Below are 24943 nucleotides of genomic sequence, written 5' to 3' on the forward strand. Positions count from 1 at the left end.
CTGCCAATACTAGCTGGCACTGCTACAGAAGAACGGGCTTTTTGGGGGCAAATTATGGCGAATTCAGGTGGCAAACTTGGGGTGGTGTGAAGCCACCCCAAGTATGTTTAAAGAGCGGCTTTGGTAATCGTGGTGATCAGGTAGCCGGTATAAACGAGGTAGGCGGTCAGCAGGGCGCCCCCTTCCCAGCGGTTGATACGTCCCTGGCCGCGAAAGCCATAGGCGAAGACAAATAGGGCGAGGGTCAGGCCGATCACCATGGGCCAGTCTCTGGTGAGTACTTCCGGTGGCACACTGGACATGGGGGCGATAGTGCCGGCAATCCCCACCACGGCCAGCAGATTGAACATATTCGAACCCACCACGTTGCCGATGGCGATATCGTGTTCGCCTTTTCGCGCGGCCACTATGGTGGCTGCCAGTTCTGGTAGAGAAGTACCGAGAGCGACGATGGTGAGGCCGATAATTAGATCACTAACACCCAGCGACTCGGCAATGGTGACCGCTCCCCAAACCAGCAATCTTGAGCTGACAATCAGAAGTAATAAGCCGGCAACTACCCAGAATAGAGCTCGGCCCAGGGGCATAGCGTGTTCTTCCAGCTCCTCAGCCACCTCGCCTTCCAGCTTATCGCCTTTGCCACGCAGGGCAGAGAATACGCTCCAGCCGATCAAACCGAAGAAACCCATTAACAGAATTACCGATTCCCAGCGCTCCAGCTTGTCATTCCATAGGAAGGCGCCACTCAGCAGGGTGATCGCCATTAACAGTGGCAACTCTTTGCGCACGATTTTCGAATGTACGCTCAAGGGAATAATCAGGGCGCTAAGGCCCAGAATCAGGCCGGTATTGGCGATATTGGAGCCGTAGGCGTTACCCAGGGCCAGGCCGGGACTGCCATCCAGTGCGGCGATGGCGGAGACCACCATTTCCGGTGCCGAGGTACCGAAGCCAACAATCACCATGCCGATCAACAGTGTGGGCATGCCGGCGTGCTTGGCCGTGGCTGCGGCGCCCTCCACGAAGCGGTCAGCACTCCAGACCAGCACAATAAAGCCGGCGATGATGGCGAGAGCGGCGAGAAGCATAGGCAGTCCTTTAAAGTTACAGGCGAAATTGGGGCATAGCCCGACAAACGGGGAGCGATTGTACCGGCTCTCGGCGTCACAATCAGTGGCTTGCCAAGAGACAGGCGCGATATCTGTAAAAAATCGAAAGTGTCCCGTCAGTCAGATGGTTCTGCTGCCAGTGTGGGCTACAGTCAATGCATGGCCCGGTAAATCTACGGGATGGCTGAGAGGCTCTGTGCCCCGGTGCGAAGCCCGCTCAGTTGGTGGAGATGTCGGGTATGTTTACGCGGGTCGCACAGAGCCATGGGCGGCGGATTCCGCGATATCCATGTCACCGGCCACTCGCCGGCTAGTTAGGAGGCCTATATGCAACTCAAAGCTTCAATCGGAATACTGGCGGCTGCCCTGGTGCTGACCCTATCCGCCTGTGAACAGAGGAAAAAGGAAGAATCGATGGACAAAAGCGGCATGGGCACCGCTGAAACCGGATGCTGCCAGCATGCGGAAAGTGCCTGCGCTGGAGATGTGTCCAAGTCTCAGTGTGACCAGATGAGCGGTAAGTTTCATAAGGATCATATGTGCCGAACGGATACCGGCAAGTGCGCCCGCAAATAGCGCTAGTTGCTGAGGGTGCGGCACAAGCCAGTGCTGCACCCACTTTTCTCACATTGTTCAATTCTGCTAAGCCCCCCTTCTGACTGCTCGCATATCTGCGAAAACCACCCATCTCAAGTGACCAAAGACGGCCCTTTGGTATGCCTTTCAGGCACCCTTGACATTAGTTACATCTGCAACTAACTTCGTTTGCGCTTGAAATTAACCAGCGCGCAGCCCCGATAAATGGCGCCGCGAAGATAAGAGACGGAGGACTGCATGGCCGACTTATTTGAGAACCCGATGGGTTTGGATGGCTTCGAATTTGTAGAATTCACTGCGCCGGAAAAAGGCATTCTCGAAACGGTGTTTACCGCCATGGGCTTTACTAAGGTGGCCCGCCACCGCTCTAAAGCGGTGGAGTTGTGGCGCCAGGGTGATATCAACTTTGTCACCAACTACGAGCCTAGCAGCCACGCCTATTACTATGCCCAGGAGCATGGTCCCTCCGCCTGTGGTCTGGCCTTCCGTGTGAAAGATGCCAAGTTTGCCTACGAGGAGGCTCTGCGCAAGGGCGCTCAGCCAGTAAACGTACAAACTGGCCCGATGGAACTGAAACTGCCGGCCATCAAAGGCATTGGTGGTGCGACCCTGTACCTGATCGACCGCTACAAAGAAGGCGAGTCCATCTACGATATCGACTTTATCTGGGAAGAGGATGTAGACCGTCGCCCCGAAGGTTGTGGCTTTCACACTCTCGATCACCTTACCCACAACGTCTATCGCGGCCGCATGGATTACTGGGCCAAGTACTACGAGGATCTGTTTAATTTCCGCGAGATTCGCTATTTCGATATCAAGGGCGAATACACCGGTCTGCTGTCCAAGGCGATGACTGCGCCGGATGGCAAGATCCGCATCCCTCTGAACGAAGAAGCGGCCGGTGGCGGCGGCCAGATCGAAGAATTCCTGATGAAGTACAACGGCGAGGGTATCCAACATATTGCCTTCGCCTGTGACGATCTGGTGGCCTGCTGGGATCGTCTGAAAGAGCGCGGCATGGAGTTTATGACCCCGCCGCCGGACACCTACTACGAAATGCTGGAAGAGCGCTTGCCGGGCCACGGTGAGCCCACCGACGAATTCCAGAGCCGCGGCATCCTGCTCGATGGCACTACCGAGGGCGGTCAACCACGCCTGCTGCTGCAGATTTTCTCTGCCAATATGCTCGGCCCGGTATTCTTTGAGTTTATCCAGCGCAAGGAAGACGAAGGATTCGGCGAGGGCAACTTCAAAGCCCTGTTTGAATCCATTGAGCGCGACCAGCTCAAGCGCGGCGTCATTAAAGAAAAGGAATAACAATCGGAGGCTTCAATGGGCATTAAGCGCATTCACCACGTGGCGTATCGCTGCAGGGACGCCAAGGAGACCGTGGAATTTTATCGCGATCTTCTCGGCATGGACTTCCAGCTGGCCATTGCCGAAAACGAGGTACCCTCAACCGGTGAGCCGGACCCCTACATGCATGTCTTTATGGATGCGGGTATGGGGAATGTGCTTGCCTTCTTCGAAATCCCCAACTCTCCGGAGATGGGGCGCGATGAAAATACCCCCAAGTGGGTGCAGCATATCGCTTTCGAAGTGGAGTCCATGGAAGAAATGCTCGCGACCAAAGAGAAGCTGGAAGCGGCGGGAGTCGATGTACTCGGCCCTACCGATCACACCATTTTCCAGTCGATCTACTTCTTTGATCCCAACGGCCACCGCATCGAGCTGGCTGCTAACACCGCTAAGCCCGGTATGCACAAAGAGCTGAAGCGTGTTGCGGAAGATATGCTGGAAGAGTGGTCGCGCACTAAAAAAGCCCCAAGGCACGCCGCCTGGATGCATGGGGAAGAAGAGTTTGTGGAAAAAGTTGAAGGGGAGGCACAGTGAAGTTAGCCAGCCTTAAATCCGGCCGTGATGGCCAACTGGTTGTCGTTAGCGACGATCTCACCCGTATGGTGCCGGCCGGCGATATCGCTCCCACCATGCAGAGTGCATTGGACAACTGGGCAGCAGTCAGTGGCGAGCTGGAGAAGCTGCACGAGCGTTTGCACAACGGCGAGATTGCCGGAGAGCCATTCGAGCAGAGCCTGTGTGCATCGCCTCTACCGCGCGCCTATCACTGGGCCGATGGCAGTGCCTATGTGAACCATGTTGAGTTGGTGCGCAAGGCTCGCGGTGCCGAGGTGCCGGAGAGCTTTTACAGCGATCCGCTGATGTACCAGGGGGGCTCCGATACCTTCCTGGCCCCACGCGAGCCGGTGACCATGCCGCAAAGTGAGGGCTTCGGCATCGACTTTGAAGCGGAAATTGCCGTGATCACCGACGATGTGCCCATGGGAGTCTCCGCCGAGGATGCGCTCTCCCATATCAAACTGGTGATGCTGGTAAACGACGTTTCCCTGCGCGGTTTGATTCCTGCGGAGCTGGCCAAGGGCTTTGGTTTCTATCAGTCCAAGCCCTCCAGTGCTTTCTCACCGGTGTGCGTCACTCCCGAGCAACTAGGAGACAACTGGCGTGAGGGCAAATTGCACCTGCCTCTGGTTTCCCACCTGAACGGCGAGAAGTTCGGTGAGCCCAATGCCGGGGTGGATATGACCTTCCACTTTGGCCAGTTGATTGCCCATGCGGCCAGGACCCGTCCACTCTGTGCCGGCACTATTATCGGTTCTGGTACCGTGTCCAATAAGATGGATGGCGGCCCGGGTAAGCCGGTGGCAGAGGGTGGAGTTGGCTACAGCTGCATCGCTGAGATTCGCATGATCGAAACCATCCAGAATGGTTCGCCCAGTACACCATTTATGGATTTCGGCAACACGATCGCTATCGAGATGTTCGATGGCGAAGGCCAGTCGATTTTTGGCCGTATCGACCAGACGGTGGAGAAGGTGTAACACCGTCTTTTCGCCACGGCTTACGCTGTAAAAAAAGGGGCACCTGACGGTGCCCCTTTTTTTTTAGATACTCATTATTATTTAGATACTTTCTATTTAGACTATTTAGATTCCTAGTCGGCGCATGGAAAGTAATGGCATTTGTTGCCTCACCTTAGCTAATCTCCCAGCATCTAGTGTGGCAGTGATGATGGCTTCACCCTCACCGGCTTCGGCCAGGATCTCACCCCAGGGATCGATAATCGCTGAATGACCCCAGGTGCGTCTTTTCTCCGAGTGGATGCCGCCCTGATTGGCCGCAATCACAAAGCAGCCATTCTCTATCGCGCGTGCTCGCAACAGGGTCATCCAGTGCGCTTTCCCGGTGGTATGGGTAAAAGCCGCTGGTACCACAAAAATCTCAGCGCCGTTCATTGCCAGTTGTCGGTAGAGTTCGGGAAAGCGCAGATCGAAACAGATGCTGAGCCCCAGCACACCCCAGGGTAATGTCGCCACACAGGGCTCGTCACCGGGTTCAATACTGGCGGATTCACGGTAACTTCCGGCTGAGTCTTCAACATCCACATCAAACAAGTGCATTTTGTCGTAGCGGGCTTGCAAAACACCGCGATCATCGAACAGCAGGCAAGCAGAGCGACTGCGCCTGCCCTCGGTCGCAGTGCCATCGGGCCGTTCCAGCAAGGGTACCGCGCCGGCTACCAGCCAGATACCCAGCTCCGCTGCCCAACTCTGTAGCGCGTGTTGAATGGGTTGTCTGTCTGCATTGGCTTTATGGTTCGCACAGAAGGGTTCGGCCGCGGAGAAACTGCCCTTATCTGAAAAGTGTGCAAAATTTTCCGGTAGCAGTATTAGTTGGGCACCGCGTCCGGCGGCTTCCTTCAGCAGTTTGTAGGCTTGTGTGAGATTGTCCTCGACACTCTCACCGCTGATCATCTGCACTGCTGCGACACAAAGGGTTTTCACAAAGACTCTCCTGATTTTCCACTGGCCTCGAGGGGCAGGGAAAAGCTAGTGTCTGACAGTATAAATCTCAAGTGTGCTTAGCTGTGCAAACTATTCACAGATTAGAAAATACAATGAAACGAATAGCCCAGCCTGTTGCGGCTAGGGTAAGCCGACAATGTAAAGTTAATGGCATTAACGACGGTGTAAGCTCTATTGATCTTTGAGCGTTGGATAGGGAATGTGAATTGCCTGTAGGTTAGTGATACGTTCTCAGAGCAGTCAAAATCTTCTAAGCAAAGACCAACCGGTTAGAAATGCCTAGAAATTTTCTAGTCGTCCCTCCTCGATTTTTCACTCACATTTTTTGACCAATTAAAAAACTGGATGGTTTTGTATATGCTCTTAGCGGAAATGGTAATTCCTCTGTGTTCACTGAGTGACTAAAATCTTGCGTATTGTCCTGAAAATGATTTTTTCTCAATTGCCCAGCAGTTTGCTTAAAAAAGCATCGTATTAGCCGATAAAAATTGGTTAATAATTCTCATTCTCTCCCTCCTAAATAAGTCTTTATGCGGCCTGGAAAAATAGTGCCAGAGTCGATTTAAAAAGCTTTCGTATTTCCTGTTGGCGCTGAAACTTTTCTGCTTCAATGCCGGCCCAATTCGATAAGTGGCGTAGAAAAATTCCACGAAAATTTAAAAGGGATTTTAAAAGCGCTTTTCTTGCCAAGCAGAAGTGAGAGAATAAAAATGCCTATTTGGGTCGATAAAACAATTCTGAACGTGACCGGCACACGTGTACGGCCAGTGCAGCAAGCGGTGCCCAACTACAATGGACACGTTGTTAAGGATTTCAGTCAGTGCTTCGATCCGGTAAAGGGGTTGATTACGGTTCACGAGGATACCTCTGGCGGCGTTTGCGAATCGCTCTCGGCTTTCTGGATGAAGTATCACTCCGAAGGCGGTAGCCTGTGGAACTGGTTATATCCCAATAACACCTTTGATGAGCGCCATCTTTTTCACGTGATGACCCTACAGCAGGCGGGTATGCACGATGACCAGGATAGGGTTACCGAAGCCTGGCTAGGGGTGCATAACCTGTATCCAGTCAGCCAAAATGTGTTTGGGGGTGCTTTCCCCAATGGGCGTGGAGGCAATACGATTCGCGGTATCAATAATCCGCGTAGAGCCAATGGGCAAAGTGGTGTGTTTTCCCCCAATGCCTTGGCTCGGGAAATCATTCTGGATCAGACTGGCGGTGCAGGTTGCTATAAGAAAATCAGCCTGGATGGCACCTTCTCTGGCCACACTATGTCTGCTTGGGTAGCGCAGGATATCGCATTCTTCGATCCAAACTTCGGTGAGTTTTGGTTTGAGTCCCGCGCCTCATTCTTTAATTGGTTCACCCAGTCCTTCTGGTATCAGTCCATGTATTCTGCGGGCCTGAGTGGTAGCTATGCTATTCGGTCTTATGCACGCAGGGGCTAACTAGCCACAGATATTGAGGGAGCCGCAGGTATGGTGGCTCCCGCAATGTATTTCACTTCCCGCTTCTACTATCACCCAATTTCCCATTTGCTCTCCCTCAAGCCATAAAACCTTCCTGGTTCCAGGGTCACAGATAGCAATCTCGCCGAGTGTCACTCATGTTAAGGTTGACCGATCATTACGAATAAACTTTTGAGTGCAAAAAACTGAGCACTCGCGAACAGAATTAATGGAGAGTAGCGTGAAATCCGGCAAGGCCTTGGCAAAACACCTCAAGCGGGCATCTGGCTTTATCTTGGTCACTTGGGTACTGGCTCCCATATCCTGGGCCGCAACGGCAACCGAGCAACTGCAGGGTGTGATCGAAGATCACTGGCAGTATCGTCTGCGCGAGGATCCAATTACTTCGGGACGTATGGGGGTGTCGGACTATAACCGCCAGTTGCCGGGGGTGACTACTGAGGATAGAGCACGTCGGTTGAAGTCTGAACAGGAATTGCTACAGCGCTTGCAAACGATAGACGCTAGCGAGTTAACGGATTCGGACAAGGTTAATCGGGAGTTGCTCACCTGGGTACTGGAAAATTCTATCGAGGCCAATCAGTTATTCTTGAAGCGTATACCGCTGAATACCTTCTCCAGTTTTTTCGGCACAGCCCTGGATGCGCACAGTGGCCTGGCGATGACCAGTGTCGCGGATTACGAGGATTATATCGCCCGTATCCGCGAGTTTGGCCGCTTCTTTGATGAGAATATTGCCAATATGCGCGAGGGTATTCGCACAGGTTTTGTTTTGCCCCAAATAGTGGTGCAAGGCATAGCCCCTACGGTGCGAGCCCAGGTTTATAAAGACCCAACCAAAAGCAGCTTGTATAAGCCCTTTACCGAGATGCCTGATGCAATGACTACTGAAGAGCAGCAGCGCCTGCGCAATGCCGGCAAAAAAGCCATTGAACAGGTAGCCATTCCGGCTTTTGACCGTGTAGCCAATTTTCTGGAGGGGGATTACCTAAAAGCCGCCAGCGAAACCCTCGGGGCCGAGCAAATACCTGGTGGTGAGGATTACTACCGCCACAACATCGGCTATTACGTCACCTTGGATATGGATCCAACGGAAATCCACCGCACAGGCCTTGCCGAAGTGAAGCGTATTCGCGCGGAAATGGAAGCGCTTATCAAAGAGTCTGGTTTTAAAGGCAGCTTTGAAGAATTTACCCATTTTCTTCGTACAGATCCCCAGTTCTATGCAAAAACCCCGGAAGAATTGCTAAAAGAGACTGCCTATATCTCTAAGCGAATCGACTATGTATTACCGGAGTTTTTTAATCTGCTGCCACGCACGCCCTATGGAGTGGTTCCGGTACCCAGCGAAATCGCACCCAACTACACCACCGCTTCCTATAACCCTGCCGCCATCGGTGGCACTCGTGGTGGGGCCTATTGGCTGAATACACACGGCCTGGATCAGCGCCCACTGTATGAGCTTCCTGCCTTAACCCTGCATGAGGCGGTGCCCGGCCACCACCTGCAAGGCGCCTTGTCCCAGGAGCTGGAGAATGTGCCGGACTTCCGCCGTGATCTGTATTTGAGTGCATTTGGTGAAGGTTGGGCACTCTACTCCGAGCGCTTGGGTAAGGAGATGGGCATATACACGACACCCTATGAGCACTTTGGCCGCCTAAGCTATGAAATGTGGCGCGCTGCGCGGTTGGTAATTGATACTGGAATCCACTCCCAGGGCTGGACTCGCCAGCAGGCGCTTGATTTCCTCTCCAGCAATACCTCCCTATCTCCCGCGAATGTACGCGCAGAAGTGGATCGTTATATTTCCTGGCCGGGCCAAGCACTCTCCTACAAAATGGGGGAAATTAAGATTCGCCAGCTGCGCGCACAGGCGGAAAAGGAGCTGGGAGAGAAATTTGATCTGCGCGCCTTCCACGATGCACTGTTAAAAAATGGAGCCCTTCCGCTTTCCATGTTGGAAGAGCAGATGCAGCGGTTTATTACAGAGCAGAAAGGCTCTTAAAGTATCGTTTTTACAATCCCGCTCTAAATTGTTAGAGCGGGATTGTAAGTAGAAGCTGACGCATCCCTAACAAACTATTTATTCACGCGAAAAGTCAGCTTGTTTTCAAGTAAAATCTATCCACCCCATAGCGTGGGCGTACTTTATTAGCATCCCGCTACACATAAAAACGACTACCCCTCTTAAATAGGCAGTGCTAATTTTAAAAAGGCAGTGTGACCCTATCCATGCACCTATGAATTGCCCAGTCATCATTAGGATGCCTATAATCCACACCACTTGCCCTGCAAGTAAAAATACCAATAAAGAGGCTAAATTGGTGGCGAAGTTAAGAGGCTTTGCCATGGCGGTGGAGGTCAATAAATCTTGTCCACGGCAAGCAATACCAGATAAAGTAAAAAATGACCCAGTCCCAGGCCCGAACATACCATCATAGTATCCAATGAATGGAATTATCCCATATTGATATTTTCTGTTAGATAACTTGGGCTCATCATTATTCTGATTCATAGACGGAGAAATCAGAAAATAAATAGCAATAAATAACAGCACTACAGGAATAACAAAAGACAAAATTTCAGTGTTGATAAGCTGAACAATTATTGTTCCAAACGCTGCTCCAATAAAGGCAGATAGCATTAATTTTTTAATCCCGTCCCAGCTTATTTTATTACTCCTAATCATCATATAGGTGGCTGTTGCTGTACCGATACTGCCTTGTAATTTATTAGTACCTAAGGCAGACAGTGGCGGTACACCACTTAGAATCAGGGCGGGAACTGTTATCAAACCGCCACCGCCCGCTAATGTATCGAGTAGACCGGCAATAACGGCAACCAAAAATAAAACAGATAACAGTTCCAGGGAATAGCTTGCGAACTCCAAATGAGTAACTCCTTTCGCCTGTAACTAAGATTTATCTTTCAATAACCTTCTTGTCATTTCAGCCATCTTGGTTTTTCTTCCACCATGTCAGAAAATTTTCCCCAATGGAGTGCTGGGGTAGGGAGTGAGAATCTTCTTCAATCCCCTGTTCTTTTTCCATTTCAGTGACTTTTTGGTTGGCTGTATTGAACCAAGCTTTGGGGTCTTTTGTTCCATGCTGTAGAGCATTGCCATAGAGCGCAGCACTAAACCAGGTACGCTGGGAATCGTCGCTGCAACCAAAAGAGGTTCTATTATCGGCGGCGGAGGTGAATACGATACGATTTGGAGTGCTTAAAGGTTCAACCCATTGGCCGGAATAGCAGGCAGAAATCACTATCCACTGGTATTGTGCATTGAGGTTATCCAGCCATTTTTTTCCGTCGGCCACTGACAAGTCCATTAGTGGCATTTTACCCTCAGCGATTTTTAAATCGCCGTTGCGAGCACCGTGGCTAACAAGGTGTACAAACAATAGATCTTCTTGTGGGTCCAGTAATTGATCAAGGGCATTGAGACTTTCCTGAATACTGGTGCGCGTGGCGAGAGGAAAGCTGTAGCCGCCTCCATTGCTGAGACGCAACACGCGTTTCTCAACACCAAAGGCCTCATCTATGCGCTCTGCTACCCAGTCCAATTCCCTGGCAAAAACCTGAGAGGTGCCATCACCACCAACTAGTAATGTATACACATCTCGCACGCCAGGCCTCTGTGGTGCCAGTGAGCCAATAGCGTTTTGTAAGCGATCACTGTCACTATATAAGCGGGTTTCCGCCTGGGCGCTGGGAATATTCGCCTGCGTGCGCCAAGCATCTTCGCTGGGGTAATATATATTTTCGGAGAAATAGCCAGATTGTTCGATAGTGTTTCCTTCGGCATCCGTACTAATTTGTACTCCTTCACCCTCAGCTTTCCCATAGCGGAATGTGGCATGGATAATAGTGCCGTCGGGCTGGGTTAGTTTACCTTCGCCGGAGTAAGAGCCGTACTCGAAGCCGCCGGTATAACTATAGCCATCACTATCTGAGTAGCTTCCTTTAATTAAATAACCGTTTTCAAAGGTACCCTGATAATGGCTGCCATTTTCAGTGGTTAACTTACCTTCGCCGTGCGGGTAATAATCCAGAAACTCACCGCTATACACTTCACCGTCATTCCATTTTACTGTGCCGTTTTGCAGCTCTCCCTCAATGAAATGCCCCGACCATTCATTTTCGCTACAGGTATAGCGACCTTTGCCGTGTGGCTCACCATTGAGGAATTCACCTTCATAAGTACAGCCATCCGCTTCAGTAAGTAGTCCTTGACCACTAATGAGGCCATTGTGAAATTCCCCGCGATAATGATTGCCATTGGGCCACTGCAACTGGCCTCGGCCATGGAAAAAGCTGTTTTGTAAGTCGCCTTTGTATACGGAACCATCTGGCAGGGCGGTGCCGCCTGCAAACTGTGTTGGCTCGCAGGCGCTAAGAAGGAAAAGAAGCGGGGTTAGGTAAGCGTATCTCATTCCGTGATCCATCATTGGTGCTCTGGAGTGAGATTAACAAAATGGCGCCAACAGGGCTCTAGGCTTTATGTAGTTGTTAGATGTAGTTGCTCGAACTTGAGCCCATATTTATCCAACAGCTGGCGTACCCGGTGAGAATCGTTATTGGATTTTTTGGTGGCGCGACTCACTTGGAATAGTTTGCGACCGGCTTCTGCCATGGAATTGGATTCCTCACATACCCGGATTAGCCCAGCTAGTTTGATCTGCTCGTAGTAATCCATTTGTTCAATACTGCCGGGGCCCAATAACTCTTCGATACGCGCAAAGGGTAGCGATGCTCCATTATTATTTGGGGTTTGCCACTTGAAGCGCAGCCGCTGGATTTCCTCCTCCACCACTTCAGTGGTGATGCGCCCACCATCGGCAAGAGTGCCCATACGCAGGATACTGGCATTAAGATCGCGGAAGTTAGCAGACCAGCTGGCCTCTGCTGAACGGCCAAAGTTGAGGTACCTCTCCCGTGCCGCTTTATTGAAGCTCACCAAATAGCCGGACTTTCTGGAAAAAGCCTCCAGCTCAAAGTCGATATTGGGTTCCAGGTCTTCAATGCGCTCACGCAGGGAAGGTAGGCAGTAGGTCCATAAGTCGATACGAGCCAGCAGGTCTGCGCGAAACTTGCCCTCGCGGCTGAGCTGTACAAGATCCCGGTTGGTACCGGCGATCAACTGGAAGTGACTGCTCACTTCTTTGTCTGAGCCGAAGGGCATAAAGCGCTTGTGCTCTATGGCTCGTAGTAGCATCGCCTGCTCGTCCAGTCCCAACTCACCGATTTCATCCAGAAATAGCAGGCCTTTGTCCGCCTCCATTAATAGCCCAGGGCGGTGAGTGGTGGCGCCGGTAAAGGCACCTTTGCGGTGGCCGAATAGGGCGGACATGGCATTCTCGCCGCGCAGGGTGGCGCAGTTTACCGCGACCAGGCCCCCTTCCAATTTTCCCCGTTGCTTGCGTAACTCATAGACACGCTGGGCCAGCTGCGATTTTCCTGCTCCCGTCGGTCCTGTAATCAGAATGGGCGCGTCGGAGCGGATAGAGACCTGCTCCAACTGCTCGATCATCTGATTAAAGGCGAGATTATTCGTCTCAATGCCGCCTTTCAGGTAGGTGGTGCCCTCCTGGTGTTCTCGCTGGAAGCGTGAGGCAATCTGGTCGTACTTGGATAGATCCAAATCGATAATCTGGTACTGACCCGGCAAGTTACTGTTTTTATGTGCAGGAGAAGTTTGCAGCAGGCGCCCAGGGAAATAACCGGCCTCTGTGAGCAGGTATAGGCAGATCTGGGCCACGTGGGTGCCAGTCGTGATATGTACCAGGTATTGCTCCCGGTCTGGCTTAAAAGCGTAATCGCGAGCGAAATCCAGCAGGTTGCTGTACACACTCTCGAAATCCCAGGGGTCATTGAAGTTGACCCGGTGATGGACCACCTCTGTTTCAGGGGAAACACGTGCAATGTCCTCGGTGACCTGGTCTGCCAAGTTCTTCGAATGGTTGTCGAAAAGGAGTTCCAGCCGATCGATCAGCAGGTCATCGTGCTGACACATGGAGATATTGGGCCGCCACTTGTCCCAACGCTTGTCGCCTTTGCCGCGCCGATCCTTAGTGGTACCGAGAATACTGATAGCTACTGTTTTCATACTATCTAAAATAATAAATAGCTATCTAAAAAGATAGATATCTATTGTTTTCAACTTAGCTAAGGTTCCCTCAGAAATCTACACATGAAATTATTTTTCCAGTAAAAACAATGGCTTACATGATTTTCAGAAGTTTTTTTAAAAGTTGGCACCTAATTCGCTATATCAATGGCAAGAGAAACCCATGAAGTGATAACGCGGTTTCACGAGATTTCAGCGGTTTCATGAGATTTAAAAGGAGCGAGAGATGAAACCATTGCCGTATGAAGTGATGCGGGCAGGTGGGGTACCGATTAAGTCCTGGACCTTAGGTGTGCCCTTTGAAGAAGAAGCCAGGGCTCAACTCAGAAATATTTCGCAGTTGCCTTTTATCCACAAGTGGGTGGCGGCAATGCCCGATGTACACCTGGGCAAAGGCGCCACCATTGGCAGTGTGGTACCCACCCTGGGAGCGGTAATCCCCGCAGCCGTGGGTGTGGATATTGGCTGCGGCATGATGGCGGTGCGCACCAGCCTCACGGCGGCACAGCTGCCAGATAACCTGGCGGGTGTACGCAGTGCCATTGAGCGCGCCGTACCCCACGGCCGCACTGGTCGGCACCGGGGCAGGGGTCGGGATAAGGGTGCCTGGGAGAATCCGCCAGATGATGCACTAGCCGGTTGGACGCCTTTGGCAGCACCGTTTGAGTTGCTGAAGGAGAAGCACCCAGTATTAAAAAATACCAACAATATCAATCACTTGGGGACGCTTGGCACCGGTAATCATTTTATTGAGATGTGCCTCGATGAGCACGGCAGTGTGTGGCTGATGCTGCATAGCGGTTCTCGTGGTGTGGGTAACCGCATTGGCACTTACTTTATTGAGAAGGCCAAGCGGGATATGGAGCGTTGGCATATTCATTTGCCGGATAGCGACTTGGCCTATTTCCCTGAGGGTACCGAGCATTTCGATGACTATGTGCAGGCGGTGGAATGGGCGCAGGAATTTGCTCGTATCAATCGGGAAGTCATGATGGCGCGTACTATCGGCGCGGTGAAGCAGGCACTGGGCATGGATTTTGAGGCGCGTATGGAAGCGGTCAACTGCCACCACAATTACGTTTCCCGCGAGCACCACTACGGCAAGGATGTACTGGTAACACGCAAGGGCGCTGTAAGGGCGCGTGTTGATGAAATGGGCATTATTCCCGGAAGTATGGGGGCCAAGTCTTTTATTGTGCGGGGGTTAGGAAACGAAGAAAGCTTCTGCAGCTGTAGCCATGGTGCCGGGCGGGTGATGTCCCGTACCAAGGCGAAAAAACTGGTATCGCTGGAAGAGCATCGCGCAGCTACTGTCGACGTGGAATGCCGTAAAGATGAAGGTGTGATCGACGAAACCCCATCGGCCTACAAACCTATTGAGAAGGTTATGGCAGCACAACAAGACCTGGTGGAAATCGTTTACACCCTCAAGCAGGTAGTCTGCGTCAAAGGATAGTCAGCGCTGGCCGCGAATAAGGCCTTTAGTAGTGAGGAATGTCGGAAGTTATGCCCAAAGGGCAGGCTCTCCGCAAACAAGTTTGAATGTTTTGTTCCAGTCAGCGGAGCCGGTTCTGTATGCCGGCCTGGCACCCCCGACGTTGGCGGTAGGTGTACCCACTGGGGCAATCTTCAAACGCTAACTTTGTAGCTCAATTGGTAGAGCAACCGTTAAATCGGTTTGTTACAGGTTCGATTCCTGTCAAAGTCACGTCGCCTGGAAAGCGACTTTAAGGGAAGGCGAGAGCCTGGGGTTCGAGTCCCCACAAAGAAGCCCTCTTTGTTGAAATCTATCTGGGGCTCACTGTGTCTATGGTATGGACTGTTGGATTTTGCATCAATGGTCAAACACAAAGGCACTCCGGTGACAGTGTCGCCTTGCGTGGGTTTGCGTTGTGCGAGTGGATTATAGGATTTGCATTGATTCTATTTTAGCCAGGGATTTTGGTTGCATTACCCGGGATGGGTGAATGAAGAATTTTGCAAAACCGCTGTAATTTGCTCCCATTGTGTACAAGCGTTGGGCTACCCTGTGATCGAGTGGGCCCCACCCAAAGGAATAAAAAGATAAGAGATCGGAGAAATGAAGTCTCTCTTTAAAATATGGAAGATTGTCAATGTGGCTGATAACGAGCGAGCACTGCTGTTTCGCCGCAGTCGATTTGAAAGGGTGCTGCCACCAGGGCGCCACCGTATCTGGCTGCTTTCCGGTGATGTACGGGTGGAAACCTATGATATTACCGATGTGGTTTTTGATGCGATCAAGGCAAAGTTCCTACTGAATACTTATGGCGATTTGTTAGGTGAATATTTACAGTCCTACGAGCTGTCTGATCAACAAGTTGGACTTTTCTATCGGGATGGTCACCTGGTGGATATCCTTCCCCCTGGTAGTTACCGTGCCGTATGGAAAGGGGGGGAAGCGGTTCGTGTAGGTATTATGGATATTTCCAGGGAATATACCATCGATGACAATGTACTGGGGCTCCTCGGTCGTGGTGCTTGCGCAAGCCAAATACGCATTGCTGCTCAAGCGGTAAGCTATAACGAAGTCCCCGATGAGCATGTGGGCCTTTTAATTGTCAATGGTAAATTGGAGAAAGCGCTGCAGCCGGGTCGCTATGGATTTTGGAAATACAATCGCTCTATCGCAGTGAAATTGATAGATATGCGCCTGCAAACTGTAGAAGTAAGTGGCCAGGAAATTCTAACCAAAGATAGAGTTAGCCTGCGCATTAACCTAAGTGGCAGCTTCAAGATTACAGATCCACAACGGGTGGCATTAAAACTCAGTGATTATAAAAACCATATTTATCGTGAATTACAATTAAGTCTGCGTGAAGCGGTGGGTACCCAGACTCTGGATAGTTTATTGGCAGATAAAGATCGGCTGAATATTGTTATTGCAACGGCTATCCATAAAAAACTAGTGCATTACGGTATTGAGATTGTCAGTGTCGGAGTGAAAGATATTATCTTGCCTGGCGATATGAAGATGATTCTCAATCAGGTAGTGGAAGCGCAGAAGGAGTCTGAAGCGAATTTAATAAAGCGACGTGAAGAGACCCAGGCTATGCGCTCCCTGCATAACACTGCCAAGATGATGGATAACAATCCTACATTACTGCGTCTAAAAGAATTGGAATCCTTAGAAAAAGTCAGTGCACGCATCGATAAAATATCGGTGTATGGTGGACTTGATGGCGTGCAAAAGAGCTTGGTGAAACTGCTTTCAACTGCTTAATGAAAAAAATAACAGAATTATTTAATGGTAATGAAGGGATTGATTAGCGATTTAGATAGACGTCGCCCAGGGGGAGGGTGGCGGACAGATATTACGGAATTCCCTTACTTTGTCCTTGTGCCTGAGAATACCGATTCGCATTAAAAACATCCGCGCAGGCCGCAAAAAACCTGGGCTTTTACGCCAGCATTTAACTTGTATGCGAGCAGCAAAAACGATTAGCAATGCCAAAGTCACAGGCGAGAAGCTGGGTGCTGCAGAAGTGATGTTCATTCCGGGAAAGGTGTAATCTGGTGAATATCATTTTCCGATTGGATCAACCGGCGGCACCAGTTTGGTATTGCAAGCAGTTCTTTTGCCACTTTTATTTGCAGATGGCATTAGTGAACTGTGTTTGGAGGGGGTATCCATAATAAAAAGGCGCCTAGTTTCGACTTTATTAAACTGGTCTTTTACCACTGTTAACTCGAATGGGTGCGGGAGTGGAATTGGGGCTACATTATTCTATCTTTCATCCTGCTGGTGGTGGTTCTTGGCGCGCACGTATCCAGCCTCTTATCTCCCTGTTGAAACTGGACCTGACTGAGAGGTGCGAATCACTGCGCTGTAAAGCCTTAGCGAGTTTTGTAAATATTCCGGCACATGTTGGCCAGCGTGAATTGGCTCAAATTAGTAAGCTTTGTAGTTGGCTGGATGAGCATTTATAGCGAATACAAGTGTCCTCCCAAGGGCCAGGTAATCTCCTGTCGTTACGTTTGCAGTTTGAACAGATAGCTAAAATTTTGACTCCATGGGGAAGCAAGGCGCAAATACTGAACGCGTTGCCTAGGAGTGATTGGGATGATACATCGGTACTTAAAATCCGGTGTGCCGGTAGATGAGCACTTGGCCGACCAATTAATACTACCCATGGCACTTGGTAGTGGTGGCTGTTTTAGTGCATTAAAACCTAGTTTGCACTTGCCAACCAATATTCAAGTGATTCAAAAACTAACTGGGACGAATGTTCGGCTGGAAAATCTTGGTGAAGATCATTTGAAAGTTCTTGTTATAACTAATTAGGAAGTAAAAGCAATTGATACAGCAAGAATGAAGGAAAAATTCAGGTAAAGGACGAGTTGTTCGTTAGCTATGGTTGATTTATGTGTCTTTGCATAAATAAAAAATAGTTTAGTATATTGCCGCCTGATGGAAGAGGTGAAACCAATCATCTAGCGCATGGGATGTAATAACTTAAAGCTTTCTATACGAGAGTAGGCCTTACTCTTGGTTGAGAATGTAAGTAAAAGGAACTTATCTGAATGATGTCTAAGCTTTTAAAATTAACCGTTTCCGTAGCTGCCCTTATGGCTGCGGCATGCAGCGGCGGTGGCGGGGGTGATGGAGATAGTGGGGCTGCAGGTGATGGGACGACTGTTTCAATAGCCAACCAAGCACCAGTAGCAAGCTTTACCTTATCTTCACATTCTGGGCTTTCGCCTGCAGTTGTTAAATTTGATGCATCTGCTTCAAGTGATACGGATGGCAGTATCACTAAGTACGAGTGGAATTTTGATGATGGTGAAGGTAGTGATGCTAGTGGAAAGGACGTTGAATATACCTTTTATGCATACGATGGGGTTGATAAAGAGTATACGATTCAGCTGACAGTTACGGATGATGATGGCGCTACGGCCACTTCTGAAATGACGTTTACTGCACTTAAAAATTTGCCGCCTGTTGCAAAGTTTACATACAACCAGCCAGATCCTAAATCCAGGTTGGTCTTATTCGATGCATCGGAAAGTACTGATTCGGAAAGTACTGACCTGTTGTATAAGTGGGATTTCGGTGATGGTACAACAGGTGAAGGTATCCAGCCAGAACATGAATACCAAGAATACGGTAATTACTCCGTCAGCCTAGTTGTGGATGATCAGACCGGAAATACTAGTAAGCATGCCAGTAATCTATTAGTTAGTGATGGGCTGTTTAGTGCCTTTGGGCAGTTATCCCTAGCTCAAGGTGTTTTTGCGGATAGTGATACTAGTGATCCAAATACTGAGGATGTGCCCAATAATTCTATGAAGGAGGCGCAAGTAATTTCTGAAATCAGTGAGATTTCAGGTCTTGTATCTTCCCCGAAAAGGAATTCTTCGGGTGTTGAGTTGGATAGATATGACTTCTATGTTGCCACGTTGAAGAAAGACCAAGAAATTCTTCTTCATATGCAAGAGTGGGAAAATGGCAGTGCGGATATTGATCTTTATCTGATCAATGAATCAGGTTATTTAATAGCAGATTCAAGTGGCACTTCAGATACTGAGACCCTGAGGGTACCTGAAGATGGCATGTACTACTTGGCGGCCTATGCATATGCGGGAGCATCGGCATATCGATTGAGAGTGTTCTCTTCCCCTACTATAAATAGATCCAGTGATTCAATCAGGACCAGCGACAATTTTGTAGCAGGCCAACTTCTGGCTCGTTTAAAGCCCGAAGCTAAAACCTCTGATATGCAGATGTTGGCTTCTCTAGGGGCAATCAAGCGTAGCATTGGGGCTGACCGGCCATTGTTACTAGATGCAAATCAGGCTGCAATCGGATTTGGTGGGGCGAAACCGGATGCAGCAGTTTTACATCTGAAAAGCGCCGGGGTCCAGGTTTCTGCTGATAAGCAACGAAAATTGGAGACTATTCATGCCTTAAAGCGACTGCATGCAAGTGGCAAGTTTGAGTATGTAGAGTTAAATCGCATTCGTCAGCGTCAATCGGTCAATGATCCTCTCTACCCGAATATGTGGCACTATCCGCAAATTTCCTTATCGGGTGCATGGCGTACATCCACTGGTGCGGGCTCAATAGTCGCGGTATTAGATACAGGGATTTTATCGGCACATCCCGATATGCAGGATCAGTTAGTAGCTGGTTACGATATGATCAGTGATACTGGGATGGCGTTGGATGGTGACGGTATTGATCCCAATCCTGAAGACCCTGGGGATGCACCAGATGGCACTCATGACTCTTGGCATGGAACACATGTGGCCGGCACTATCGCTGCTGCTACTAACAATGCTATTGGTATTGCTGGCGTAGCCTATGATGCCAAGATTATGCCAGTGCGAGTGCTTGGTTATGGGGGAGGTAGTGATTACGACATTGCGCAAGGAATCTATTTCGCAGCTGGTCTTGCCAATGACTCGGGTACAGTTCCTGAGCGAAAAGCAGATGTAATCAATATGAGCCTGGGAGGATCGGGTCATTCCCAGGCCATGCAGGATGCGGTGAGCGCGGCTCGTGCAGCGGGTGTCATTGTGGTTGTAGCAGCTGGTAACTCTAGTGATGACGCTAGCAATTATTCACCGGCCAGCCTTGATGGTGTTATTACGGTGGCTGCCACACGGCAGGGCGGTGACCCGGCAGGCTACACTAATTATGGTCTCAATGTTGACTTGACCGCGCCTGGCGGTGAGACCTTTGCTGATGGTGGTGTAATCAGCACTATTGGGAATGAGACTGGGAGTGGAGAAATTGAATTCATCTACGGGGGGATGCAAGGAACATCCATGGCCACTCCCCATGTAGCCGGTGTTGTTGCCCTGATGAAGGAGGCATGGAAATCCATGACTCCTGATGATTTCGATGAGTTAGTCTCAGATTTTAGGGTTTCCTACGGTGTTACGCCAAGCAATTTGTATGGCTATGGTCAGATTGATGCGGAGCTCGCTGTGGCCTCGGCAAAAGCACGTGCGACTGGTACTTTGCAAGCTGGACGCCTGTTTGTAGAGAATGGTCATCAACGTGAGTTGTGGACCAAAAAAGAATTGGAGGTAGAACTGCTGGCAGACCAGCCTGGTGTTTCAGTGGCTGAGATTATTTCATCTGAGCCCTGGATGAGTGTTACTTATTTGGGCGAGGAATCGAATGGGCTCGGAAGCTATCGAATCGCGGTGGACGCAAGTAACCTATCAGTTGGTCGTTATTCAGGTATCCTCAGCTTCACTGCCTCCACAGAAACTAGGTTTGATTTACGAGTATCCGTACAAATCATCGATAAAGAGGTGGATTCCAGTGACTATGCTGGTGCTATTTATGTCGAATTTATAAATCTTGAGACTGGTGAAGCTATTGATCGTGTAACAGCAACTTTTGATCCGGAGCTGGGTGTTTACCATTACAAATCATCACCGCTGGATGCAACTTCGGAATATGGATTTGGTGTTATGGCTGGTACAGATGTTGATAATGATGGGATTATCTGCGAAGTCGACGAACTATGCCACCGCTTAGAATCTGGTGATGGTTGGATACCGATAATTAGCGGTTATTTCCATGAGGATGTGGAGGTTATGAATTTGGAGTTGAGGGCGTTAGATAGTCCCTTGGATAATCTGTAATATAAGCCTCTAAATTAAGCTTTGACTACTCCCAAACTTTTGGGTGGGGGTAGTCATGCAGTCTGAATTAAAGTTAATAATTGCTATTAGTTCAGTTTTATTTTGTCACTAATCCTTTGAGATATTTTTTCTTAGCAAAAATCCACCCGCCTGATAGCCTAGCGTAGACTCTAAAAGCATATTGTCTTAACCAGCTGTGACTACTAAGATGTACAGTATTTTCTATAGAGAAATTTTTAGTATAACCAGCAGTTCACCATAAGCGGTTGGTGATAGTATAAAGTTATTTTCTTGTCCATAGTAATACTCCAACCAAATTTAAAATTTTTGCTATTTTGAAAGGTAGAGTGCTGGATAATCAATAAGCTGTTTTAACGGTATTGTAATTATAAGAATATGCCTAAGCCGACTTCAACATAATGCTGAAGAGTTTGTTTTATTGTAAAGTTATAGTTGAAAAGGATAAATTTTTAGATTTCATGTGATAACAGAAAACTTCCTGCACTTTAGCAGTTTCTTGTAAGATTAAAAGCAAGTAAAATTGTTGTTTCAATAGCAAAAATTATTTTGACGGCTGTAATTAATTATCTGTAATTTCTTGCAGTAAAAGTTATATAGGTTGTTTATCTCTAATAAGTATTTGGGCGACCTCCGTTCCCACTTAAAAAGTCCTTAAGACTACCAAAAAGGTAATAATCCCAGCCACTTTTACACATGTCCCAACATTTCATTTCTGGGGATAGGCCAATATGAGTAAATGTAATTAGAGTTCCCTTATTCTCTTCAGAAAATTCGAATCGCAGAGTGCTGCCCTTCCACTCCTCGGGATCATCTACGTTATCAGAAACCATATTGGATTCAGTACATTCAAGCTCAATCAATTTCTCGGGTTTCAATATTTTGGCTTGAAAGACCCAGTAAGACTGCCCCTTAAAACCGGTTTTGGCGATGTCACCCACCTTTAGGAAGGGTGCGCTTACCGGTGTCCACCACTGGGACATTTTTTCGGCTACCGCCTTGTAAGCATCTTCCCGGGAACTTGGACTAAAAAATGATGTAGTGTAGTTGGACATCACCGCTTCCCCTAGGGTTGTCAGAACTGGGTCCGGAGGATATGCAAAGAATACTATTTACCTTTCATCAGTAATCCAGAGATTTCGCCTTTGGGGTCTAGTTTACTGTGCAGGTTGATGAAGACCTTTCCATCCATTAGTCCTTTTCGATAGGGTTCTTCCACCATCCATTTACCCATAATAAATCCACTGGTGCCCTCGGAGCATTTCTTTTCCAATCCGTGTTTATCCTTATCGGTTTTAGTCTTGGGCCAGTCGGCAACCATGCCGGGGTTTGTTGGCATACCACAGATAGTTTGGATAATCGGACCGCTTGCTTTACCTGGTTCACAAATAGGGGGCTCTTTGCCATCACCGGCACACTGCATATGGAAATGCGACATGGCTACTCCACCGGGTGATAGATGGCTGTAACCAACCATAAAACTCAGCATGTGTGTCTGGTTATTGTAGGCGCCAATAAAGTAGCCACCCGCATCTTTAGGGGTTTGTGGGTTCACCTTTTTGCCGAGCATATTTTCGTTAGCGGTAGTCAGGTCGGCCTTGAAAATAGTAAATCGCTTGTCATCTCCCGCATCTGACCAGGCTTTCTCGCCAGAGCCATGTTTGGCAGTGGGTGAGTCTCTTTCTTTTTTATGGTGGTTATCTGCAGTGGTGAAAGTGGAATAGGCCAGCAAAAACATCGCCATTATTAAATAAGCGATTTTGGGTAATGAACTGAGTCTCATAAACCTCTCCTCTATATTGAATCGATCTTGTTATTACCTATACGAGAAATTTAATGCCAGACACTCAATAGTGAACCTATTTACTATGAAGATCCGTGTAGATCATGGATGGCTGGCGATAAGTACTTGTAGCATATGTACTAGGTGTTAACCCTTTTGGGCCAATTTAGAAGACAGTATTTTTGTGCTGGGTATGTTGGGGGACAAAGGAAATCCGCAGAGGATGGATGTTCAGACTCATAGGAAGCGACGGGTAAGGGAGGAGGCAGGGAGGAGGCAGCCGGGAAAGTTGGAGTTATCGTAAAAAATTATTAACAGGCATTTTCGCAAAATTAAAACACTGTATACAGAGATTGCTTATCCGTACCCAGTGGTTCTACTGTTGAGGATGGGGCGCTATCACCCCGCATCCCTCCAAACCAATTCCCGTTCTCGGGCATAAAGGGGAGTGAAGTTAAATTGTACCTCTGTGCCCCCCTCCTCACGCCGCTGAATATTCAATTTGCCGTTCAGGTTACTGGCGCGTTCCTGCATGATTGACATACCGAAGTGGTTGCGTTTTTCCGGTGCGTTGCTGATACCGACGCCATTGTCGCGGATGCGCACATTGAGCGATTGGTTTTTAGCCTGAATCAGGCTGATTTGCACCATATCTCCCTGGGAGTGATATACGGCATTCTGGGTAGCTTCACGCACCAGCTGCAGCAGATGGATTTCCTCGTGGGGAGTGAGCGGCACTTCATTGAGGTGATAGTCGAGCAAAATAGTGATCTGCGGGTGTTGCTCGCGATAGGCGAGGATGGATTGCTCGAGGATATTGCGTAGGCCGCCAGGGCCTATCTGCAGCCTGAAAGTAGTGAGCAGTTCGCGCAGCTGGCGATAGGAGGAGTCCAACCCCTCTTTTAGCTCGGTAATAATATCCTTTACCTTGGACTTATCTACCTGTTCGCTGCGATTGGCGCGACTGAGTCTAGTGACTTGGATTTTCAGGTAGGACAGGGACTGGGCCAGGGAGTCGTGCAACTCCCGCGCAATGATCGCACGCTCATCCAGAAGGGCAACGCGGCGTTCCTGGGCCTCCCGTTCGTTGATAGCGATGGCGGCGGTGACGCTGTCGGCAAAGGTGGCCAGGCGTTGTTGTTGTTCTTCATCAAGGCTTTCACCGCGGGGTAAAGTACACATCAGTACGCCGTAATTGCGTTTATCCACCTCTAGCGGGAAGCGGTACACGCGGAAATCACCCTCGTCGGAGGGGCCGCAGGTGCTCACACATATACGACAGTCGTTGCCGCTGCATTGCCTGTTGCTCAAGCCCTGTACCAGATGCTCGTAGGGGGCCTCGCCTTCGGGTGTCATCAGGCATAGGTCGAGGTTTTTCAGGTCAGCAACATTGGCGAACTCGCCCAGCCATTGCCCCAGCTCGGCCCCGGCTAGGGGCCCCTCGCTAATACGCCTTGCCAGGCGGTATTGGAAATCCAGTGCCTCGTGGCTTTTTTGTAATTGGGCGGTTTTTAATTCGACGCGATGGGCCAGGTCACGATGGGTTGCGTGGATCTCGTCGCTCATATAATTGATGGTGCGCGCCAGTACCCCCAATTCATCCTCGTTGTCGATTTCCAAATGATGCTGATTGAAGTTCCCCTGGGCGATGCTCATTGAGAGACTGGTGAGTTGCTTCAGGGGTTGTTCCACGGAGCGATGGAGTATGTACAGGGACAGGTAAACAAGCGCCACTATGGCAAACAGGGAGGCCACCTGTAGCAGGCGCAATAGGCTGATCTTTTGTTCGGCGATGGTTTGATAATCCAGTACCAGGGTGTCTACATCGTGAATAAATGGTTCCAGATGAGTGGCTAACTGCAGGGAATCCATGCTTGTGCGGCCGGCGGCGATGGATTCCAACAGCGGGCGAATCTCTCCCTCCCAGCTGTCGATCACCTTGCGGTAATTGCGCGCCGCGCGCAGGTTGTCGCTGGCACTGAAGTCGGAAATGCTCAGTACACGGCTCAGGCGCGAAGTGACCTCGTTCGACAGTGTGGCGGTGGCTTCCATATCACCAGAGGGGGCTGTCGCTGCGAGACGGTAACTCATAGCACGCAGGGACCCGGCCAGGTTCACTGCGGCGGCATCGTTTTCCGCGGCGTCAGAGATAATGTAAGAGGCCACCATGGAGCTCAGCGCGACTAACACTGTGAGCAGCATCAGGGTGCCGATTCGATAGACGATGGACTGTCGGATTCGGTTCAACATATCAGTTCACTTCGATCTCGGGCCGCTGTTGGATAGCCTCTATTGTGCCGCTTACGAGCGCTCAAATTTGTGAGTACCACCAAAGA

The 24943-nt window shown here is 49.6% G+C and carries 19 protein-coding genes; 11 read left to right on the forward strand and 8 right to left on the reverse strand.

What is annotated here, in order from left to right; translation table 11 throughout:
* Window positions 1-107: 107 nt before the first annotated feature.
* Window positions 108-1088 (reverse strand): calcium/sodium antiporter, encoded by a 981-nt coding sequence (locus ACJJID_RS17960; RefSeq protein WP_444920645.1) that lies wholly within the window; start codon window positions 1086-1088, stop codon window positions 108-110.
* 348 nt (window positions 1089-1436) lie between these two features.
* On the opposite strand from ACJJID_RS17960, the gene ACJJID_RS17965 reads away from it, so the two are divergent.
* From ACJJID_RS17965 to ACJJID_RS17980, 4 genes are all read left to right on the forward strand, one after another.
* Window positions 1437-1685, forward strand: a complete 249-nt coding sequence (locus tag ACJJID_RS17965; protein ID WP_152450458.1) for a hypothetical protein — start codon at window positions 1437-1439, stop codon at window positions 1683-1685.
* A gap of 258 nt (window positions 1686-1943) precedes the next feature.
* The gene (gene hppD, locus ACJJID_RS17970; RefSeq protein WP_444920646.1) at window positions 1944-3023 is read left to right on the forward strand and encodes a 4-hydroxyphenylpyruvate dioxygenase; all 1080 of its coding nucleotides are present in this window, start codon (window positions 1944-1946) and stop codon (window positions 3021-3023) included.
* Window positions 3024-3038: 15 nt separating this feature from the next.
* Window positions 3039-3599 carry a VOC family protein gene (locus ACJJID_RS17975; RefSeq protein ID WP_152450463.1) on the forward strand — a complete coding sequence of 187 codons (561 nt, stop codon included), beginning with the start codon at window positions 3039-3041 and terminating at the stop codon, window positions 3597-3599.
* On the forward strand, window positions 3596-4603 hold the full coding sequence (locus tag ACJJID_RS17980) for a fumarylacetoacetate hydrolase family protein (RefSeq protein ID WP_444920647.1): 1008 nt from the start codon (window positions 3596-3598) through the stop codon (window positions 4601-4603). The genes ACJJID_RS17975 and ACJJID_RS17980 overlap by 4 nt, the downstream gene beginning before the upstream one ends.
* Before the next feature lie 105 nt (window positions 4604-4708).
* Here ACJJID_RS17980 and ACJJID_RS17985 read toward each other — a convergent pair whose 3' ends face one another.
* Entirely contained in the window at window positions 4709-5566 is an 858-nt protein-coding gene (locus ACJJID_RS17985; RefSeq protein ID WP_444920648.1) for a carbon-nitrogen hydrolase family protein, read from the reverse strand.
* A 731-nt stretch (window positions 5567-6297) separates the two neighbouring features.
* Here ACJJID_RS17985 and ACJJID_RS17990 point away from each other — a divergent pair.
* Both ACJJID_RS17990 and ACJJID_RS17995 read left to right on the forward strand, forming a co-directional pair.
* Window positions 6298-7035: a YopT-type cysteine protease domain-containing protein gene (locus tag ACJJID_RS17990; RefSeq protein ID WP_152450469.1), complete on the forward strand. Its 738-nt coding sequence runs from the start codon at window positions 6298-6300 to the stop codon at window positions 7033-7035.
* Window positions 7036-7276: 241 nt separating this feature from the next.
* Window positions 7277-9061 (forward strand): DUF885 domain-containing protein, encoded by a 1785-nt coding sequence (locus ACJJID_RS17995; protein ID WP_444920649.1) that lies wholly within the window; start codon window positions 7277-7279, stop codon window positions 9059-9061.
* A gap of 105 nt (window positions 9062-9166) precedes the next feature.
* Here the strand turns inward: ACJJID_RS17995 and ACJJID_RS18000 are convergent, their stop codons facing one another.
* The 3 genes from ACJJID_RS18000 to rtcR form a co-directional block, all read right to left on the reverse strand.
* Window positions 9167-9946, reverse strand: coding sequence for a TSUP family transporter (locus tag ACJJID_RS18000; RefSeq protein WP_444920650.1), 780 nt, complete (start codon window positions 9944-9946; stop codon window positions 9167-9169).
* A 58-nt stretch (window positions 9947-10004) separates the two neighbouring features.
* On the reverse strand, window positions 10005-11492 hold the full coding sequence (locus ACJJID_RS18005) for a C13 family peptidase (protein ID WP_444920651.1): 1488 nt from the start codon (window positions 11490-11492) through the stop codon (window positions 10005-10007).
* Window positions 11493-11557: 65 nt separating this feature from the next.
* Complete coding sequence (rtcR, locus tag ACJJID_RS18010) at window positions 11558-13165, reverse strand: RNA repair transcriptional activator RtcR (protein ID WP_444920652.1); 1608 nt, start codon at window positions 13163-13165, stop codon at window positions 11558-11560.
* A gap of 247 nt (window positions 13166-13412) precedes the next feature.
* Between rtcR and ACJJID_RS18015 the strand changes: the two genes are divergently transcribed.
* The 5 genes from ACJJID_RS18015 (at window position 13413) to ACJJID_RS18035 (ending at window position 20806) form a co-directional block, all read left to right on the forward strand.
* Complete coding sequence (locus ACJJID_RS18015; protein WP_444920653.1) at window positions 13413-14642, forward strand: RtcB family protein; 1230 nt, start codon at window positions 13413-13415, stop codon at window positions 14640-14642.
* A gap of 624 nt (window positions 14643-15266) precedes the next feature.
* Window positions 15267-16427, forward strand: a complete 1161-nt coding sequence (locus ACJJID_RS18020) for a slipin family protein (RefSeq protein ID WP_444920654.1) — start codon at window positions 15267-15269, stop codon at window positions 16425-16427.
* Window positions 16428-16542: 115 nt separating this feature from the next.
* Window positions 16543-16716 (forward strand): RNA 3'-terminal phosphate cyclase, encoded by a 174-nt coding sequence (locus tag ACJJID_RS18025; RefSeq protein WP_444922651.1) that lies wholly within the window; start codon window positions 16543-16545, stop codon window positions 16714-16716.
* A 551-nt stretch (window positions 16717-17267) separates the two neighbouring features.
* The gene (locus ACJJID_RS18030) at window positions 17268-17489 is read left to right on the forward strand and encodes an RNA 3'-terminal phosphate cyclase (RefSeq protein WP_444920655.1); all 222 of its coding nucleotides are present in this window, start codon (window positions 17268-17270) and stop codon (window positions 17487-17489) included.
* Between the two features lie 239 nt (window positions 17490-17728).
* Entirely contained in the window at window positions 17729-20806 is a 3078-nt protein-coding gene (locus ACJJID_RS18035) for a S8 family serine peptidase (protein WP_444920656.1), read from the forward strand.
* Window positions 20807-21435: 629 nt separating this feature from the next.
* Here the strand turns inward: ACJJID_RS18035 and ACJJID_RS18040 are convergent.
* From ACJJID_RS18040 to ACJJID_RS18050, 3 genes are all read right to left on the reverse strand, one after another.
* Complete coding sequence (locus ACJJID_RS18040; protein WP_444920657.1) at window positions 21436-21879, reverse strand: SRPBCC family protein; 444 nt, start codon at window positions 21877-21879, stop codon at window positions 21436-21438.
* A 53-nt stretch (window positions 21880-21932) separates the two neighbouring features.
* Complete coding sequence (locus ACJJID_RS18045) at window positions 21933-22607, reverse strand: CHRD domain-containing protein (protein WP_444920658.1); 675 nt, start codon at window positions 22605-22607, stop codon at window positions 21933-21935.
* A gap of 399 nt (window positions 22608-23006) precedes the next feature.
* A complete protein-coding gene (locus ACJJID_RS18050) occupies window positions 23007-24857 on the reverse strand; it encodes a histidine kinase (protein WP_444920659.1) in 1851 nt (616 codons plus the stop codon).
* Window positions 24858-24943 lie beyond the last annotated feature (86 nt).

It is taken from the genome of Microbulbifer sp. CnH-101-G (genome assembly GCF_052466775.1).